14 protein-coding genes are annotated in these 17,322 nt (G+C 63.6%); 3 read left to right on the top strand and 11 right to left on the bottom strand.

The window, feature by feature from the left end:
• Window positions 1-892: 892 nt before the first annotated feature.
• The 6 genes from FNU79_RS17645 to FNU79_RS17670 form a co-directional block, all read right to left on the bottom strand.
• Window positions 893-2,722: an NAD(P)/FAD-dependent oxidoreductase gene (locus FNU79_RS17645; protein WP_185974799.1), complete on the bottom strand. Its 1,830-nt coding sequence runs from the start codon at window positions 2,720-2,722 to the stop codon at window positions 893-895.
• 138 nt (window positions 2,723-2,860) lie between these two features.
• The gene (locus FNU79_RS17650; protein ID WP_143722111.1) at window positions 2,861-3,775 is read right to left on the bottom strand and encodes a sugar phosphate isomerase/epimerase family protein; all 915 of its coding nucleotides are present in this window, start codon (window positions 3,773-3,775) and stop codon (window positions 2,861-2,863) included.
• The gene (locus FNU79_RS17655; RefSeq protein WP_143722112.1) at window positions 3,738-4,751 is read right to left on the bottom strand and encodes an ABC transporter permease; all 1,014 of its coding nucleotides are present in this window, start codon (window positions 4,749-4,751) and stop codon (window positions 3,738-3,740) included. Before FNU79_RS17655 ends, FNU79_RS17650 begins: the two co-directional genes overlap by 38 nt.
• Window positions 4,748-6,325 (bottom strand): sugar ABC transporter ATP-binding protein, encoded by a 1,578-nt coding sequence (locus FNU79_RS17660; RefSeq protein WP_185974800.1) that lies wholly within the window; start codon window positions 6,323-6,325, stop codon window positions 4,748-4,750. Before FNU79_RS17660 ends, FNU79_RS17655 begins: the two co-directional genes overlap by 4 nt.
• A gap of 129 nt (window positions 6,326-6,454) precedes the next feature.
• Window positions 6,455-7,456: an autoinducer 2 ABC transporter substrate-binding protein gene (locus FNU79_RS17665; RefSeq protein WP_143722113.1), complete on the bottom strand. Its 1,002-nt coding sequence runs from the start codon at window positions 7,454-7,456 to the stop codon at window positions 6,455-6,457.
• Window positions 7,453-8,520: an ABC transporter permease gene (locus tag FNU79_RS17670; protein ID WP_143722114.1), complete on the bottom strand. Its 1,068-nt coding sequence runs from the start codon at window positions 8,518-8,520 to the stop codon at window positions 7,453-7,455. Before FNU79_RS17670 ends, FNU79_RS17665 begins: the two co-directional genes overlap by 4 nt.
• 266 nt (window positions 8,521-8,786) lie before the next feature.
• On the opposite strand from FNU79_RS17670, the gene dhaK reads away from it, so the two are divergent.
• The 3 genes from dhaK to FNU79_RS17685 all read left to right on the top strand — a co-directional run bounded on the left by dhaK (window position 8,787) and on the right by FNU79_RS17685 (window position 11,605).
• Window positions 8,787-9,794 (top strand): dihydroxyacetone kinase subunit DhaK, encoded by a 1,008-nt coding sequence (dhaK, locus tag FNU79_RS17675; RefSeq protein WP_143722115.1) that lies wholly within the window; start codon window positions 8,787-8,789, stop codon window positions 9,792-9,794.
• Window positions 9,791-10,435, top strand: a complete 645-nt coding sequence (locus FNU79_RS17680; RefSeq protein WP_143722116.1) for a DAK2 domain-containing protein — start codon at window positions 9,791-9,793, stop codon at window positions 10,433-10,435. The genes dhaK and FNU79_RS17680 overlap by 4 nt, the downstream gene beginning before the upstream one ends.
• Window positions 10,436-10,522: 87 nt before the next feature.
• Complete coding sequence (locus FNU79_RS17685; protein ID WP_143722117.1) at window positions 10,523-11,605, top strand: aldo/keto reductase; 1,083 nt, start codon at window positions 10,523-10,525, stop codon at window positions 11,603-11,605.
• A 13-nt stretch (window positions 11,606-11,618) separates the two neighbouring features.
• On the opposite strand, the gene FNU79_RS17690 is transcribed toward FNU79_RS17685, so the two are convergent.
• From FNU79_RS17690 to FNU79_RS17710, 5 genes are all read right to left on the bottom strand, one after another.
• Entirely contained in the window at window positions 11,619-13,589 is a 1,971-nt protein-coding gene (locus FNU79_RS17690) for a bifunctional aldolase/short-chain dehydrogenase (protein WP_143722118.1), read from the bottom strand.
• Window positions 13,586-14,635 carry an S-methyl-5-thioribose-1-phosphate isomerase gene (gene mtnA, locus FNU79_RS17695; protein ID WP_143722119.1) on the bottom strand — a complete coding sequence of 350 codons (1,050 nt, stop codon included), beginning with the start codon at window positions 14,633-14,635 and terminating at the stop codon, window positions 13,586-13,588. Before mtnA ends, FNU79_RS17690 begins: the two co-directional genes overlap by 4 nt.
• Window positions 14,632-15,897, bottom strand: a complete 1,266-nt coding sequence (mtnK, locus tag FNU79_RS17700) for an S-methyl-5-thioribose kinase (RefSeq protein WP_143722120.1) — start codon at window positions 15,895-15,897, stop codon at window positions 14,632-14,634. Before mtnK ends, mtnA begins: the two co-directional genes overlap by 4 nt.
• 101 nt (window positions 15,898-15,998) lie before the next feature.
• A complete protein-coding gene (locus FNU79_RS17705) occupies window positions 15,999-16,589 on the bottom strand; it encodes a DUF1349 domain-containing protein (protein WP_225430158.1) in 591 nt (196 codons plus the stop codon).
• A gap of 137 nt (window positions 16,590-16,726) precedes the next feature.
• Window positions 16,727-17,185, bottom strand: a complete 459-nt coding sequence (locus FNU79_RS17710; protein ID WP_143722121.1) for an FmdE family protein — start codon at window positions 17,183-17,185, stop codon at window positions 16,727-16,729.
• Between the last annotated feature and the right edge of the window lie 137 nt (window positions 17,186-17,322).

The raw sequence follows: 17,322 nt of genomic DNA on the forward strand, positions 1-17,322 counted from the left end.
CCCTGGGCACATCTGGACATTGCCGGCAACGCCCTCAAGGACAAAGCCCACGCCTTTGGTCCCGCTGGAGCGACTGGATTTGGGGCGATGTTGCTGGCTGAACTGGCTGCCCGGCCCTGAACAGGTGCCCCGGCTTTTGGCTGCTTCCCGAATGGTTTGATCGTGGAAGAAAAGTATCAAGAGATGTTGGCCTGAAGGTAGCTCTAAGGGCAGCGGCTCATTTATCCCATGATTAGAGTCTGGGCTAGCCGTGCCGCTTGGTACGACAAAACGCTCGCTATCTTTGACTACGCGCTCGCCGAACCTTAGAGCATTTGTCCGAATGGATGCCTGAGCAAAAAGCACGCTCATGCATCCATCCTCCCAAACGCTCTCTCTATTTCGCTCCCGTTGGTCGGTCAAAAAAAGCTTCTTTTTTAATAAATGCTCTACTGAGCATTGTGGAAGGTGCCGACTTTCCGCATATCTGCATCAGGACGTGGGATGGTTCAAGTTCCCTTGGACTTTACTGAGCACCTCAAGATAAGATTTGGAGTGCAACTGAACTGGACCGACGACGGGGGGAATCTCACGACGTAGCGTGCCCTGACGGTGTTTTTCCAATTACTGTTTGGCCATTGTGACAAGAAGTTGAAACTGCTGAGCATCTTCTTCAAACTTCTCCACACGCTCTGTTCGCGTAAATAGGACTATATCCGCGTGTGCCAACCCATCTCAGAAGTCATAGTGCTACAAATTCTTTAATGAATTGATACTTAATCTGCCTATAAAAGAATTAACCTCCCTAATTCTGTACGTGGTATTAACGCACGCTAGCCTCTTCGTGTTGGCCACCAGCGCATGATTTCCGCATGCCTGCCGCGAGTTAAGCGAAGACAGTGCAACCGCTCTGTTATTGTGTGTGGTGCACTTCTTGTAGGCCGTAAACGGGCGTGGGGATTTCCTCCATCCGGGCTTTGAGTTGCAGGCTCAGGTAAAGCGAGTAATGCCGGGACTGATGAAGATTCCCACCGTGAAACCACAGGCCTGTCACCTGGGTGGGTTTCCACATATTACGCAGTTCTCCCTCCCAAGGGCCAGGATCCTTGTTGGTGCCGGAACCCAGCCCCCAGACCTTCCCGACTTTATCGGCCACTTCCTGCGAGATGAGCTTGGCGGCCCAGCCGTTCATGGAGCCGTAGCCGGTGGCGTAGACGATCAGGTCGGCAGGAAGGTCACTGCCGTCGCTAAGCGTCACCGAGCGTGCGTTGACACGGGAGACATTCACGCCGCTGCGGAGTTTCACCTTGCCCTGCGCGACGAGTTCCGAGGCACCCACGTCAATGTAGTATCCGGAACCCCGGCGCAGGTACTTCATGAACAACCCTGAGCCGTCGTCACCAAAGTCGAGCATGAACCCGGCTTGTTCCAGCCGCTTGTACAGATCAGCGTCCCGCTCAGCGATGTCCTTGTAGAGCGGAATGTGCACGTCGGGCAGCGCCCGGTAGGGCGTAGACGCAAACATCAAGTCGGCCTTCTCGGTGGTGATGCCGCTGGCCACGGCCTCCTCGGAGTAAAGTGGCCCGAGCGAAAGCTCCATCAGTGAATCCGACGTCGCGATGTGTGTGCTGGAGCGCTGCACCATCGTCACGTCCGCACCGTGTTCCCACAAATCGGCGCAGATGTCGTGCGCGGAGTTGTTGCTGCCGATCACCACTGCCTTCTTACCCACCCAGTCCTGCCCGCCCCGGAAGCCGCTGGAGTGCGTCTGGGTGCCTTGGAAATTCTCCATACCGGGGAACTGCGGCTGGTTGGGAATGCCAGACATGCCAGTAGCCAAAACGAGCTGCTTGGGCCTCAGGGTGATCTCCTCCCCAGCGCGGTTGATGCGGATCACCCATTCCTGCGCCGCGTCATCCCAGCGTGCACTGCTCGCCTCGCTGCTGCCCCAGTAGTTCAGCTCCATGATGCGGGTGTACATCTCCAGCCAGTCAGCGATCTTATCCTTGGGCGAGAAGACAGGCCAATCGTCCGGGAACGGCAGGTAAGGCAGGTGGTCATACCAGATGGGATCATGCAGACACAGCGAGTGGTATCTCTTGCGCCACGAGTCACCGGGCCGCTCGTTTTTCTCGATGATGATGGTCGGCACGCTAAGTCGCCGCAGCCGCGCACCCAGCGCGATGCCGCCCTGTCCGCCGCCGATAATCACCACATACGGCTGCCGACTGGAGCCGAGTTCGGCCTCAGCCGCCGCCTTGCGGTCGAGCCAGTTGCGCCGGTCTTTCACCACGCCGTGCTGCGCACCCCGGTCACGGCGTGAACCTTTGCGCTCCTCAAAGCCCTTGAGTTCAAGCATCGTCGTCAGGAGCGTCCAAGCCTGTCCGCCGCGCAGCCGCAGATAACCCCTTCCGCGCGCCACCGCCGTTTCGAAGGTGAGCCACGCCTCGGTCACGCCGTCAGCCAAGGAAGCCTCCTCCTCCAGCCGCCAGTTTGTGGGCTGCACACTGCCCAACTGGGCGTCCAGCATGGCCGCGATCTGCGGTCTGCCTTCCAGGGTCTTGATGTTCCAAGTAAAAGTCACGAGGTCGCGCCAGTAGCCTTGCGGCTCGAACAGTTCGGTTGCGGCGGTGATGTCCTGGCGCTCCAAACTGGCTCCGAAGGCGTCCAGCCAGCGGGTCACTTCCTGCGAAGGTGTAGGGAGAGGCAAATCATCGGCAGGCGTCGGAAGGTGCGTGGTCATGGCGTCTCCTGTTGTGTAGCACCTGTTGTGCAGTGAAAGGGGTTGGTGGTGATCCGCCGCAGCGGGCCGACGAAGTGATCCTGGCCTGGAGTGGAGTTCAGGCGAGCGAAGCCGGGCCAGGCGTCCGTGAACCCAGGCCTAACGCACCTGCTCCATCAGTCCATGCCGCGCCGCACCTTCGCGCAAGAAGGCCAGACCGCCTTCAGCGAGTTCCTGCCCGGTGTGGCGGGGCGGCTTCCAGATACACGTCGCGGCGGCCAGTTCCGGATTGGGTGCCGCGAAAGATTCCAGGGTAAGGTAGCCGCTGAACTGGATGTCCGCCAGCCCCTGCCAGACCTGCTCCCACGGTACAGTGCCGGTACCGACCAGCCCACGGTGGCTCTCGCTCATATGGATGAAGTTGAGTTTTCCTTCTACCCGCTGGAGCGCCTCACGTAAATTGGCTTCTTCGATGTTCATGTGGTAGGTATCGGCGTGTACCCGCAGGTTGTCCGAGCCCACACGGTTGACGACGTCCAGCGCGTCGTCCAGCGTGTTGACCATATACGTCTCGTAGCGGTTGATGGCTTCCAGGCCGAGTCCGATGCCGCGTGAGCGGGCGTCCTCCGCCACCTGGGCCAGGCCGTCCACCATCCGGTCGAGTTCCTGCGGAGAGGGGCCCTGGCCCGTCAGTACGCCGATGGAGTAGCCAGTGCAGCCGGTCAGGTCGCGGGCCCCGAGTTCCTCCATGCGGTCGAGTACGCCCTTCAGGAAGGTGACGGCCTTCTGCGGTTCATGGGGCATGTGGGCCTCTCGTGGCAGGCCCAGCGAACTGACACAGGCCAGTCCGACCGCTTCCAGATGCCGTCGATGACGCTTGGCATCAAACGTTTCAGGATGCAACAGGGGGATTTCGATGAAGTCGAGTCCAGCGCGGGCGGCCTGCTCGATGACGCGGTCGCCGATCTCGTCTGTCCAGTCCCCTTCCCAGCAAAACGCGTGTGCTCCGAATTTCAACATTGCTCTCCTTGACGCTTCAGCGCGGCTCACGGCGGGCGAACACGCCGCTGGCAAGCAAAATGATCGCGCCGATGACCAGCTTTTGGTACGTGCTCGGCACGCCCATCAGCACCAAGTTATTTTTGATCAGGATAATCAGAATGACGCCGAGGAGCGTTCCCGCCACCGTACCTCGCCCGCCCGTCACGCGCGCGCCGCCCAGCACGACAGCAGCGATCACGTCGAGTTCCTGCCCCACCAGATCGAATGGGTTGGCCAGCTGGTTCTGGGTGCCGTGCAGCAGCCCGCCCAGGCCCGCCAGCAGCCCGGCGTAGCCGAACACGAACAGGGTCACGCGCCTTACCGGAATCCCCAGTCGTTCGGCAATCGGAATGCTGCCGCCCACGGCGTATGCAGCCCGGCCCAGCAGGGTGCGGCTCAGGATGTACTGCGTGAGCAGCGCCGCCCCCACCAGAAACAGGAAAGTGACGGGCAGAGAAACGTTGGTGTTGTCAGCGGTCTGGAACTTGGTGAGGTTCAGCCGCGCGAAACTGTCCATGGCGCTGGGGATGTTCATGATGTGGGCCGTCCCTATGAACGCCAGCAAAAAGCCCCGGTACAGGTACTGGGTGCCAATCGTCACGATGAGGCTGGGAACGCTGAAGCGGTACACCATGAAGCCGTTGGCCAAGCCTAAGCCCAGGCCGATCAGCAAGCACAGCAAGATCATCACGGGATACGGCGCGGTCGGCCAGACGGCCAGCACCACTTTGGTCGAAGAGTAGAGCGCGAACACCGCCACTGCCGTGAAGCTCACGTCAATGCCCCCTGCCGCCAGCACCAGCAGCACGCCCAGCGCGAAGATGCCAGTGGTGACACTGCTGCGCAGCACATCAAACAGGGTATTGACGGTCAGGAACTGCGGCGAGAGCAGGGTGAGCGACACGCAGAACAGCAGGATCAGGCCCAGCGTTACGGTTTCGGGGCGACCGAGCCAGATGCGCCACGCTGGCAAGGCGGCCACCCCATCGGTGGGGCGAGCCAAGCTCATACCGCTCCCCCCACCTGCGGCGCAGGGCCTACCGGCACAACTTCCAGCAGTTCGGCAGTCAGCGAGGCCTCACTCAGCTCGGCCACGGGAGCGATGCGGGTGAGTTGTCCCCGGTGCATCACGCCGATCCGGTCTGAGTTCATCAGCAGTTCGGGCAAGTCGTCGCTGATCAGCAGCACGCCCAGACCCTGCGCGGCCAGGTTCTGCATGATGCGGTAGAGGGCGTCCTTGCTGCCCACGTCCACCCCAGCGGTCGGGCCGTGCAGGATCAATACCTTGGGGCCGATGGCCAGCCAGCGGGCCACCATCACTTTTTGCTGGTTTCCGCCGGACAGAGCGCCAACCGGCAGCATGACGCTCGGCGTGGCCACCTGAAGGTCTTTGGAGAGCTGCGTGGTGTCCGCCGTCGCGCGGGCGTAGTCGAGGCGTGGCCCGCGCGTCAGGCGTTTGAGAATCGACACCATGATGTTTTCGCGAATGGGTTTGTCGAGGAAGAGGCCCTCGGCCAGGCGGTCCTCGGGCACGTAGCCGATGCCCAGGCGAATGCCGTCGCGGGGGGTGTGCAGCTCGGCAGCCGTCCCAGCCAACCGGATCTGGCCGCTGTCGGCGGGCCGCACACCAGAAAGTGCGTGGGCCAGCTCATTGCGCCCCGAGTCGAGCAGGCCCGTGATGCCCAGCACCTCGCCCCGGTGCAGCGTAAAGGTCACGTTCTCAAACGCTCCGGCGCGGGTCAGGCCGCTGACCTCCAGCAGCGGCTCCTGGCTGGGAGCAGCAGTGCGGTAGTGGGTTTCCTCCAGGGTCTTGCCGGTCATCTGGTAGGCCACGCTGGAGGGCGTGAACTCACTCAGGGGACCGTCGGCGACCTTGCTGCCGTCGCGCAGCACGATCACCTGCCCGCCGATCCGGAAGACCTCATCGAGTTTGTGGCTCACGAACAGCACGCTCACGCCTTCTTGCTGAAGCGAGGCGATGATCGCCAGCAGGTTTTCGACCTCACGCTGCGTTAGGGCGGCGGTGGGTTCGTCCATGATGACCAGGCTGGCGCGGCTGACGATGCCCCGCGCGATGGCGATCAGTTGCCGCACCGCGATGGGCAGGGTTTCCACCGGCGCGTCGAGAAACGCGGGTGTGATGGGCAGCCCGACCCGCTCTAGGGCGGTGGCCGCGACCTCGCGCAACTTCGACCATGACAGCGGTCTGGCGAGTTGCCCCCGCGCACTGACGAGCTGCGCGGTCAGGGCCACGTTCTCGGCCACACTCAGGTTGGGAAAGAGCGACAAGTCCTGGTAGACCGTCTCGATGCCTGCTTCCAGAGCGCTCAAGGCATCAAGCGCCTGGTGGGCGACGCCGCGCACCTCGATCACGCCGGAGTCGGGTGGCTGAGCACCCGAGATGATTTTGATCAGGGTGCTTTTGCCTGAGCCGTTCTCACCGAGCAGGTGATACGTCTGACCCGCGTGAATGTCAAAGCTCACGCCGCGCAGCGCACGCACTCCGCCGAACGTCTTGGTGATGCCTTGCAGGCTCAGCAGCGCCGCGCCGGGCACAGCGGGGGTGGAGGATGGCCGCGTCATGGAAAACCTCGTCGGGTCGGTTGAGAGTCGGGTCGGTTGAGAATCGGAGCAGTTGAGAACGGAGGTGAAGGAAAAACGCCTTCCCCACACCCATGAAGCGGGCGGGGCACGGCGTTTTAGTCATCAACCTTAGAAGGGATAGCTCTTGTAGTTGGCCTTGTCGACATCGACGAAGGCGTTGCCACGGATGATCATGCCCGCGCCCTTGCCTTTGGTGACCGAAACTTTGTTGTAGCCTTTGACGCCCAGGTCCATGCCGTTGGTGATCTTTTTACCCTGCAAGACCAATTGTGCCACCTTGTTCATGACGTACCCCGCGTCGGCAGGGTCCCAGAACCCGATGCCGTCAACTGCGCCGGAGTCCATATATTTTCCGGCGATGGATGGCAGGCTGGTGCCGTAAACGCAGGTCTTGTTCTCCAGTCCGGCTTCCTCGACGGCGCGTCCGATCCCGGCCACGTCGGTGGAGGCGCTGCCCTGAAAGCCCTTGATGTCCGGGTACTTGCGGATGAGTTCCTTGGCCTTCTGGTAGGCCTGTTCGGCGTCGTCGGCGGTTTCCTGTTTGCTTTCCACCAAGACCATGCCGGGATTCTTCTTGGCGTTGGCAATACCGCCGTCGGCCCACTGGTTGTGCGTCTTGCTGGTCAGGCTGCCCACGAAAACGGCCCACTTGCCGCTGCCGCCCATGCATTTGGCGAGCCGGACATTCAGGTTCGCTCCGAAAGCGACGTTGTCGAACGCTTCGATGTCGTACAGGGTATTGACCTGGTTGTCGGCCTCGTGCGTAATCACCTTGATTCCGCGCGACATGGCTTTTTTCAGCACTGGCTCCAGCGTCTCGGGGCTGAACGGCACGACCGCGATGGCGTCGGGCTTCTTGGCGATCAGGTCTTCGATGATGGCGGCCTGCTGCGCGGCGTCGGCAGTGGAGGGGCCGGTCTGGGTGGCGTTGTTGCCGCTGTCCTTGGCATACTTTTTGACGCCTTCCTCCATGCGGTTAAACCAATTGATGCCGGTGATCTTGACCACCGTGACCATGTTGTACTTCTTGGTCTGCGCGTCGGCCCCGTGAAGGGAGACGCCGAGTACGAGCAGGCCGAGAGCGCTGAATGTCCAAGTTTTCTTGTTCATGGTGTTCCTCCTGAAAGGCCACGTGGTGAGGCGGGCGGGGAGTCGGGCGGCGGCGTATCGGGGGGCGAAGGAGATGACGAGGCGGCGGGCCGGGCCTTGAGCCGGAAGGCGGTGAGGGCGATGGACAGCAGCAGCAGCAGGCCCCAGGTAAAGTCCTTGAGGAAATTCGATAAGCCCAGCAGATTGAGTGAACTCGACAAAAATTGCAGGGCGGTGGTGGCCAGCAACAGGCCCAGGACTTTGCCCGCGCCGCCCGCCGGATTTACGCCGCCCATGACGGCGATCAAAATGGCGATCAGAAGATAAGAACTGCCGTAGTCCACCTTGATGGAGTTGGCACGCGCTCCGAAAATGATTCCTGAGACGGCGGCCAGCACGCCTGCCAGGGCGTAGGTGGTGAGCAGCACTCGCTGCGTATTGATGCCCGCGAAGTGCGCGGCGCGGCTGTTGGTGCCGAGCAGATACAGCCGCAGACCGTAGGGCGTCGCCGCCAGCACCCACGCCAGCGCCCCCGCCACCGCCAGGTAAATCAGCAGCGGCACAGGCACCGGGCCGATGGTGCCCAGTCCCAGATTCTGGATACCAGTCGAGAACCCGATCACCGCCGAGCCGTTGGTCAGGGCGTAGCCGATACCCTGGAAGGCCAGTGAGGTGCCGAGCGTCGCCAGAATTGGAGCGTAGCGCAGCCGCGAAATCAGGAGACCGTTGATGAGTCCGCAGACTAGGCCAACCAGCAGTGCCACAGCCAAGAAAACCAGAGTAAACGGCATATTGGCGCTGTCCGGGTCGGCGTAAAGCTGACGGGCGACCAGTCCCGCTGTGATCGCCGACAGGTTGGCGGTGGCGACTACCGACAGATCGATGCCGCCGCCGCCTGAAACCATGGTGATCAGGATGCACAACGCCAGCAAGCCCAACTCGGGGAGTTGCGTGGCCATCGACTGCCAGTTGTCCAGTGACATGAACGTGCCGCGTGTGAGCAAGGTCGCAGCCAGCGCGACGACCAGATTGGCCACCAGCAAAAAGAGGATGTGACGATCAGCAGTGAATCGGCGCAAAGACACCTCTGAGAGATAAGTCGCGAGAACGTCGACCAGATAATTTGTGGGCTACCCGGTCATTCTGGGCGGGTGCCGGGCGTGTGTCAAGTTGTGTGCGCCATCTTCCCGAGTGCTCCGCCCCGGCTTGCAAGGCGTTTCAGGTTGGCCTAAGATCAAAAGACCATCACTCCCGTTTTTGGTGCTCGGTTCCCGCGCCCAGCCTGCCGAATCTCTGATCGCCGCTGCCCTGCGCCGGTCATCACCCACTGCCATTTCGCTGGAGGATTCCTGTGAAAAAGATTTTGAACGACCCTAACCGTTTTGTGGACGAGATGCTCGACGGGCTTTACCGCGCCCACCCCGATCAACTGGCGTACGCGGCGGGCGACCCGCACTGCTTAGTTCGCGCCGACGCGCCGATTGAAGGCAAAGTGGCGCTGGCGACTGGAGGCGGCTCTGGACACCTGCCGGTCTTTCTGGGGTACGTGGGACAGGGGATGCTCAACGGCTGCGCCGTCGGGGACGTGTTCCAGAGTCCCAGCGCCGATCAGATGCTGGAAGTCACCAAACGCATTCACGGCGGAAAAGGCGTGCTGTACATCTACGGCAACTACGGCGGCGACGTCATGAACTTCGACATGGCGACCGAGATGGCGGCCATGGACGATATCGAGGTCCGCACCGTGCTGGTGCGCGACGACGTTGCCAGCGCCAGTGAGCAGCGCGCGGAAACCCGCCGGGGTGTGGCGGGCATGGTCTTCGCCTTCAAAATTGCAGGGGCCAAGGCTGACCAGGGCGGCAGTCTGGACGAGGTCGAGGCCGCTGCGCTCAAGGCCCTGGCGCACACCCGCACCATGGGAGTGGCTCTGTCGTCGTGTACGCTGCCGGCGGCGGGTCGGCCGACCTTTGACATCGGCGAGGGTGAGATGGAGATCGGTATGGGCATCCACGGCGAGAAGGGGGTCAGGCGCGGGCCGCTTGAGAGCGCTGATCAGATTGCTGAGGAGCTGCTGGAAGCGGTCCTGGCCGAGCTGGACGTGCACAGCGGTGACCGCCTGGCCGTGATGGTCAACGGCCTGGGCGCGACCCCCCTGGAAGAGTTGTATATCCTGTTCCGGCAAGTGCACCGCAGCCTGGAGACGCGCGGGGTGGGTGTCTACCAAGCGTTTGTGGGCGAGTACGCCACCAGTCTGGAGATGGCCGGGGCGAGCCTGACCATCATGAAGCTCGACGACGACCTCCAGGCCCTGCTCGACCACCCGGCCCGCACGCCCTTCTTCGTGCAGGTCGGCAAGTGAGTGAGACGGTTAGCGGAGCGGAGGTTGAAGCCGCGCTGCGCCGCGCTGCCGGGCGGCTGCTGGAGTTACGCGACCACCTCAACCGCCTGGACGCCGAGGTTGGTGATGGCGACAGCGGCTTGACCGCCGAAAAGGGCGCACTGGGGCTAATCGCCTACCTGGACGCCACACCACCCGGCGATGACCTGGGCCGATGGCTGGCCGGAGCGGGCATGGCCTACAACCGCGCCGCGCCCAGCACCATGGGTGCGTTGATGGCCACCGCCTTTATGCGGGCGGGCAAAGGCGTGATGGGCCAGAGCACTCTCAGCGCGGCGGACCTGGCCGCCATGCTGCTGGCCGCCGATCAGGGAATCCAGGAGCGCGGCAAGGTCAAGCCCGGCGACAAGACCATCGTGGACGCCGTGCACCCGGCGGCCCTGGCCTTTGACGCCGCCGTGCAAGCGGGCCGTCCCCTCACTGAGGCGGCGCAGGAAATGCTGGCCGCCGCCCGCGCTGGAAGGGACGCCGCCGCTCCCCTGCGCGGACAGGTGGGCCGCGCCAACTGGGTGGGCGAGCGCACCGAAGGCAAGCTCGACCCCGGCACTGTGTTATTTGTCTCGGCGCTGGAAGCGGTATTGCAGGCCGACGCCAGCGGCTGAGACGGGGGTGCGGGTAACGAACTGTTTTCCGAAGAGCATGTCAGCCATTTCCTTGCCCTCAAACCCCTCACGTCAAGGAGTCCTCACATGGAATATCGCAGCCTCGGCCGGTCCGGTTTGATCGTCAGCGCCTTCGGGCTGGGCACCATGCAGTTTGGTGCTGGCATGAACATGGGCTCGCTCGACCAGCAGGCCACCACCGACATGGTGAAATTTGCGCTCGATCAGGGCATCAACTTCATCGACACCGCCGACGTCTATTCACGCGGGCAGTCCGAGACACAACTCGGTGTGGCCCTGAGCGGCATCCGTGAGGAAGTCGTTCTAGCCAGCAAGTTCCGCTTGCCGATGTCGGATACCAACCTCAACCGCTCCGGCGCGACGCGGGTCAACATTCTGCGCGGTGTGGAGAGCAGCCTCAAGCGTCTCCAGACCGATTACCTCGACCTTTACCAAGTCCACGGCTGGGACAGCCACACGCCGTTGGAAGAAACGCTGAGCACCCTCAACGACTTGGTGCGTCAGGGCATGGTGCGCCATATCGGTCTGAGCAACTATCTGGCGTGGCAGGCGGCCACCGCCCTGGGCATCCAGGAGCGCCGGGGCTGGGAGCCCTTCGTGACCGCGCAGTTGTACTACTCGCTGGTGGGCCGCGAACTGGAACACGGATGGATCGACCTGGCCAAATACTCGGGTCTGGGCATACTGGTCTGGAGCCCGCTGGCCGGTGGCTACCTCTCCGCGAAGTATGACGGACCCGAGGACGCCCCGGAAGGCACCCGCTTCGGTGAGGCCGGGCAGTTCGTGCCCTTCGACTGGGACAAGGGACGGCCGGTGCTCGAGGCGCTCAGACAGGTCGCACAGCGGCGCGGCGTGACCCCCGCCCAGGTCGCGCTGAAGTGGACGGTGTCGCAGCCGGGCATTTCCAGCGTGATCACCGCCGCGCGAAGCACCGAACGCCTCGGCGAGAACATCCGGTCCCTGGACATCCAGCTCACCGATGAGGACCGCCGCGAACTCGATCAAGCCAGCCACCCCGGCACGCCGTACCCCCTGTGGATGGTGCGGCAACTCGATCAAGCCGAGGATCCCCGCACCCGCGCCCTCGAACCTGAGTTGTTCGAATCCGGAAATGTCTGGAAAGACCTTCGCCAGGGCGAGCAGAAGTAGCGCTGGGCGGCGCTCAGATCACCCGCTCGTTGCCGCCGTCCACCGGGATCTGAGCACCGGTCGTGCGCGAAAAGGCCGCGCCGCAGAGCGTGCAGGCCAGCTCCGCCACATCCCGGCTGGTCACCTCGACACCCAGAACGTTGTTGCGCCGGTAGGCGTCCACGCTGAGGCCGTAGCTGTGGGCCCGCTTCTCCAGCACTTCCGGCGTCCAGATTCCGGTGTCGAACACCGCGTTGGGGTGCAGGACATTCACGCGGATGCCGTCGGCTCCCCATTCCAGCGCCGCGACCCGCGCGAGCTGCGTCAGCGCCGCCTTCGAGGCGCTGTAGGCCGCCGCGCCGGGACCAGGGGCCGGAACATTCTTTGAGGCGTTCACGACAACCCGCCCGCCCTTCGGGGCGAGTTTGAGCAACGGATGGGCCAGCCGCAGCAGCGTCAGGTTGGAGGTGAGATTGACGCCCAGCACCCGTTCCCATTCGGCGGTGTTCAGCTCGGCAATGCTGCGGCTGGCCGGGAAGACGCCCGCGTTCAGGATTAGCATATCCAGTCCGCCGAACTGCCGTGCCGCGCGTTCCAGCGCTGCTTCGACTGCCACTTCGTCGGTCAGATTGACCTGGAGGCCCAGATACCCGGCAGTGGAACTGACCTGCGCGACGGTGTCCTGAATGTCCAGGCCGATCACGGCTGCGCCCCGCTTCAGGAGAGCGTCGACGCAGGCCCGCCCGATTCCTGAGGCCGCTCCAGTCACCAGCGCGACCTCACCGCTGAACTCGGCTGAAAGCGGCCCGTTTTGCAGTTTGGCCTGCTCCAGCGACCAGTACTCGACCTCGAAAATGTCGGCGGCGGGCCGGGGCCGCCAGCCGCCCAGCGCGTCGGCCCGCTGAATCATGGCGAGAGTATGCCGGGCGATGTCTTCCACGATGCGTGCCGCCGAGGCGCTCGTGCCCACTGCGCCCAGACCAAAGGCCGGGTCGAGCACTACCCTGGGCGCGGGGTCGAGCATGGTCAGCGGGGTGGCCGAGCGCGGCGAGAGGGCCGCGAACTCCGAGCGGATAGCCTGCGCGTAGGCCTCCACATCTCGCCCGATCAACGGCAGGCGGCGGGTCCGGATGACGTGATCGGGGGTGGCTGGCCCCAGACCGGCGAGCGCGGGGAGGTCGGCCCGCTGCGCGTAAGCCATGGCAGCGTCGTCCTGGTGGGTCATCAGCAGCATGGGGCGGCCAGCGACGTGGGAAACATCACGCCGCAGGGCCGCGATCTCCTGCCGGAGTTGAGGAGCGGGCGGGGCCACCGGCACGGCGACGGGCAACGTGACGTGCCGGGCCAGGTATTCCTCGGCCCGACTCACCAGGGCGATCATTCGCTCGTAAGCCTCCTGCGCGGTGTCTCCGAAAGTGAACAGGCCGTGACCCAGCAGTGCCAGCCCGACCGTGCTGGCACGCGCCTGCTCGCGGTAGAGCTGCCAGGCCGAGCGGGCCAACGCGAAGCCCGGCATCACGTAGGGGACGATCAGCACGTCCTCGCCGTACAGCTCGCTGACGAGCGCCTCGCCGGAGGGGGTGTTGCTGAGAGTGACAAAAGCGTCGGCGTGGGTGTGATCGACGAAGCGGGCGGGCAAAACTCCGTGCAAAATCGCCTCCACCGACGGAGCGGGGGCCGCAGGGTCGAGCTTGGCGAGGCTCAGCTCACGCGCCATGTCGAGGTCACTGAGTGTTTCCAGTTCGGCCAGTCGCCGTAGGGCATCCAGGCGCAGCGGTGTGAAGCCGCGTTCAGTGATGGTTGCCAGATCCCAGCCGCTGCCCTTGACCCACAGGGTCTGAACCTCATCACCCAGCAGCGTGGTTTCCACCGTTTTGACGCTGGTGTTTCCGCCGCCGTGCAGCACTAGGTCCGGCTCTCGGCCCAGCAGACGCGAGGTGTAGACCCGCTGGCCCAGCGCCCCGGCGGCAGCGGCGAACTCGCGCTCTTCCCAGAGACTGTTCACGCTTTGACGGCCTGTAGGCCCGGTCCATACGGCGGGTAGATGATGCCCTTCTCGGTGATGATGGCGGTCACGTACTCGGCGGGCGTGACGTCGAAGGCCGGGTTGAAGACGTCCACGCCGTCCGGGGCCATCAGGACGCCGCCGTGGTGGGTGACCTCGTGTGCGCCGCGCTGTTCGATTTCGATGTGGTCGCCATCCGGGGTGCCGAGGTCGATGGTGGAGGTCGGCCCGGCCACGTAAAAGGGGAGGCCGTGGGCGCGGGCCAGCAGCGCGACCCCGTAGGTGCCGATCTTGTTGGCCACATCGCCGTTGGCCGCGACCCGGTCACAGCCGACGATGACGGCCCCGACCAGCCCCTGACGCATCACGACCGCCGCCATCGAATCCGTGATCACCGTCACCGGCACGCCCGCCTCGCGGAGTTCCCAGGCCGTGATCCGCGCTCCCTGAAGCAGCGGGCGGGTTTCGTCGGCGAAGACGCGCAGGGCCTGCCCCCGCTCGCTGGCGACGTAAATGGGCGCGAGGGCTGTGCCCAGACCCACGGTGGCCGCGCTGCCCGCATTGCAGTGGGTGAGGACGCCGCTCAGGCCGGTCAACAGGTCTGCGCCGTGTTCACCGATCAGCCGGGTGGTGGCCTCCTCGTCGGTGCGCAGCTGTATGGCCGCGTCGAGCAGCGCTTGTTTGAGCTGCGCCGTGCTGCTACCTGTGGCCAGTGCCTGTGCCGCGCAGCGGTCGAGCGCCCAGCTGAGGTTGACCGCCGTGGGCCGCGCTCCCGCCAGGTAAGTGCGCGTTTCCTCAACTTTCGCCTCAGCTTCGGGCCGGGGCAGGTCGTCGCTCAGCCCGCGCACGCCCAGCCATAACCCAAAGGCCGCCGCCACCCCGATGGCCGGTGCCCCGCGCACCCGCAACATGCCGATGGCCTCGTGCATCTGGGCGGCGTCCTCAATGATCAGGCGAACTTGCTGGCCGGGCAGCAGCGTTTGGTCGAGCAGGCTGACCTCGCGGCCATCAAAGCTGACGGTATCGACTGGCGTGATGGTGTTCATGTTTCTCCTTGTTGCAACGGTTGCAAGGCAGCGTAGCCCAGTTCAGACCAGACTGCGTGCTCAAACTCATCGTAGGTTCGCAGGGCACTGGCCTGCATGATCAGCTGGCGGCCCAGTTTCAGATTCTGCTGACCGGCGCTCAAGCGGGCCGCATCAGGTTGAAGCGAGTCGTAGTCCAGCACGTGCGCGAACCCCACTGTCCGGCGGATCAGTTCGCAGCCCGCGTACCCGGCCGCGTCTTGCAGCACCGATGTCAGTAGAGCGTCCTGAAAAGCGCCTTCTCGCCAGGACGGACTTTGAGCGCTGCCCAACCGCTGCCGGAATTCAGCTTCGAAGGTGGTCCAGCAGCTCCGCATCTGACGCCGCAGGAAGGTGTGCCGCGCCTGACACTCGGCTGGATCTGGAGCATGGCCCGCCTGTGAAATGGCGGCCAGCACTAGATTGGCCAGAAACAAGCCGATATCGAAGCCCATGGGGCCGAAGAAGGCGAATTCGGAGTCGATCACGCGGATGTTGCTCAGCCCCTGGGCGTCAGGTGCGCTCGCCATGATGCTGCCGGTGTGCAGGTCGCCGTGAAGGAGAGCCTGCCCGCAGGTCATGAAGCGGTGCTTGAGGCGTGCCACCTCTGTCCGGAGCGGGGCATCTGCCTGAAGATCGTTCAGATCCTTCTGAAGCTCAGGCAGGTAAGCGTTGCGGTTGGGCGGCGGATAAAACGGCTCGGTCAGCACCAGCATCTCGGTCAGGTCGCACAGCTCGACGTTCTGGAACTGGGCGCTCAACTGACGTCTGGCTGTGCTGCCCAGCGCAAAATCGCTGGATTCATAGAACGTAGCAGCCAGAAACCGTCCGATGGTCTCGCCGAGATTCTCCAAGCGTATTCCGGCAATCATCGGTGCGCGGATCACGGTGTGTTCACGCAGATCTTCCATGACGTTCACGGCCATCTCGTGATCGTGCCAGAGCGGGCGTGGCACCAGACCGGGGGCTGCTGCATGCTGGCGGGCCAGCGAGCGGGCCTCGAAATCGGCCCGTTCCTGCGAGAGGGGCCAGACCTCGCCCGCGACCCGCAGGTACGGCAAGCCCTGCTTGACCAGCACACTGCGCGGGCCACTGACTTCTGCGACCCGGAAGACCGCGTTGAGATTGCCGTCGCTGATCTCCTGGGCGGCCAGCACGCCGGTCACGTCCAGCAGTGAGGCGGCCTCGGTGCGCGACTTGACGTACGCCACCACTGAACGCAGATTTAGGATGTGATAACTCATCTGACCTCCAGACAACAAAGTGGGGGTGGAGACCGAAGTGCAGTGGCGCTCATCCTCCCGAACCTTGGTCGTTTGCCGCCAACCGACCAGCCCTCCCCGGCTCAGTCCTCGACGAGATCATGCAGGGTCCGAAGATCTGGCGGTTCCAACTTGAACTCCCGGAAAGCCACGTGGAATCCTTCACGTTTGGGGCTGCACGCCATGACGCCTGCACGCGCGTCCCGCGATGGATCAAAGTATGCAACCCGCTGTAAGACCCACCGCCGAGAAGCGGTGTCCCGCGCGTGCATGATGACAGCGTCGCCTCGCCGGATCATCCGGAACGCGTATTCCGGCGCTTGCGGCGCGGGCTGTACGCTCCAATCGGACTTGCCGTGGGTCATGACGGCGCTCCACTGCAACACGCCGACAAACTCCACGCCGAACTTGAGCCACTCGGTTTCGGAGGCGCGTAGCATCAGGCCCGCATGGTCGTACAGCTCGGCGAAGTCGCCGCGCAGGGTGACGGTGAGTGTGAATTCAAGGGGTGCGTCTGCCAGAAAAGCGTGTCCGTCATCCTTGATAAATCCGTACTGCGTTTCGCGCCAGAAGTCCGTTTCATTCGCGGTGGTGACTTCCAGCACGCCGCCTGCGCCGATGTGAAACTGCGGAATAGCAGAAAGCCAGTCCAGCGATGCCCATTGGTTGGTCATGCCACATGATAAAGCCTGATCTTTGGCGTGAACCCGAAACGGTCGTGTTGCCTTCACTGGGTCGGGTGAGAAGCCGCGCTGAAGCCGATCTACTTCTCCGAGAACTTCTCCCCTTGGTGGCGGCCTCCGGGAACACGTCACTGCCAATATCTTTCCCCCGCGCAGTCCCGGCACAGCACAACCTCTCCATGTCGCACCTCGCGCTCGTTGATAATCTCCTCGCTGCACCTGTCACAGAGGACGCGCTTACCGTTGACGCTGATCACGGCCGCTAGATCGAAGGTCAGGCGCACAGGCGTGACGGTGAACAGTTCCTGGTCACTCCAGGTCTGGTAGGCGTCCATGTAGGCGTCCCAGCGCTTCTCGCCTTCCACCCGGCCCGCCCGCACCCGTATCCTCAAATCGGTGTGGGGCGCGATTCGAATAGCCTGCCCCGTCCGAACTTTCACGAACGTCGCGGCCACCTTGCCGTGATCAAGCAGGCGCAGCGTGCGGCGGCCCAGCCAGCAGCCTGTCGCCACCGAGAGGCCATCGGCAAAGCAGCCGTCTGTCTCGGCCAACACCATCAGCTTCTTGTCGGTGCGCGGTACGGTCATGCCTAGCTGTACTTTGGGGATATTCAAGGCCCACTGAATAGTGGAATGAACCCCCTAGAGAGGACCAACGGCCAAGCCACTTCGCCCCGACCAGCCGTTAGGCTGATCACAGCGCGAAGGAGCATTCATGCCAGGAC

Source organism: Deinococcus detaillensis, assembly GCF_007280555.1.
Taxonomy (GTDB): Bacteria; Deinococcota; Deinococci; order Deinococcales; family Deinococcaceae; genus Deinococcus; species Deinococcus detaillensis.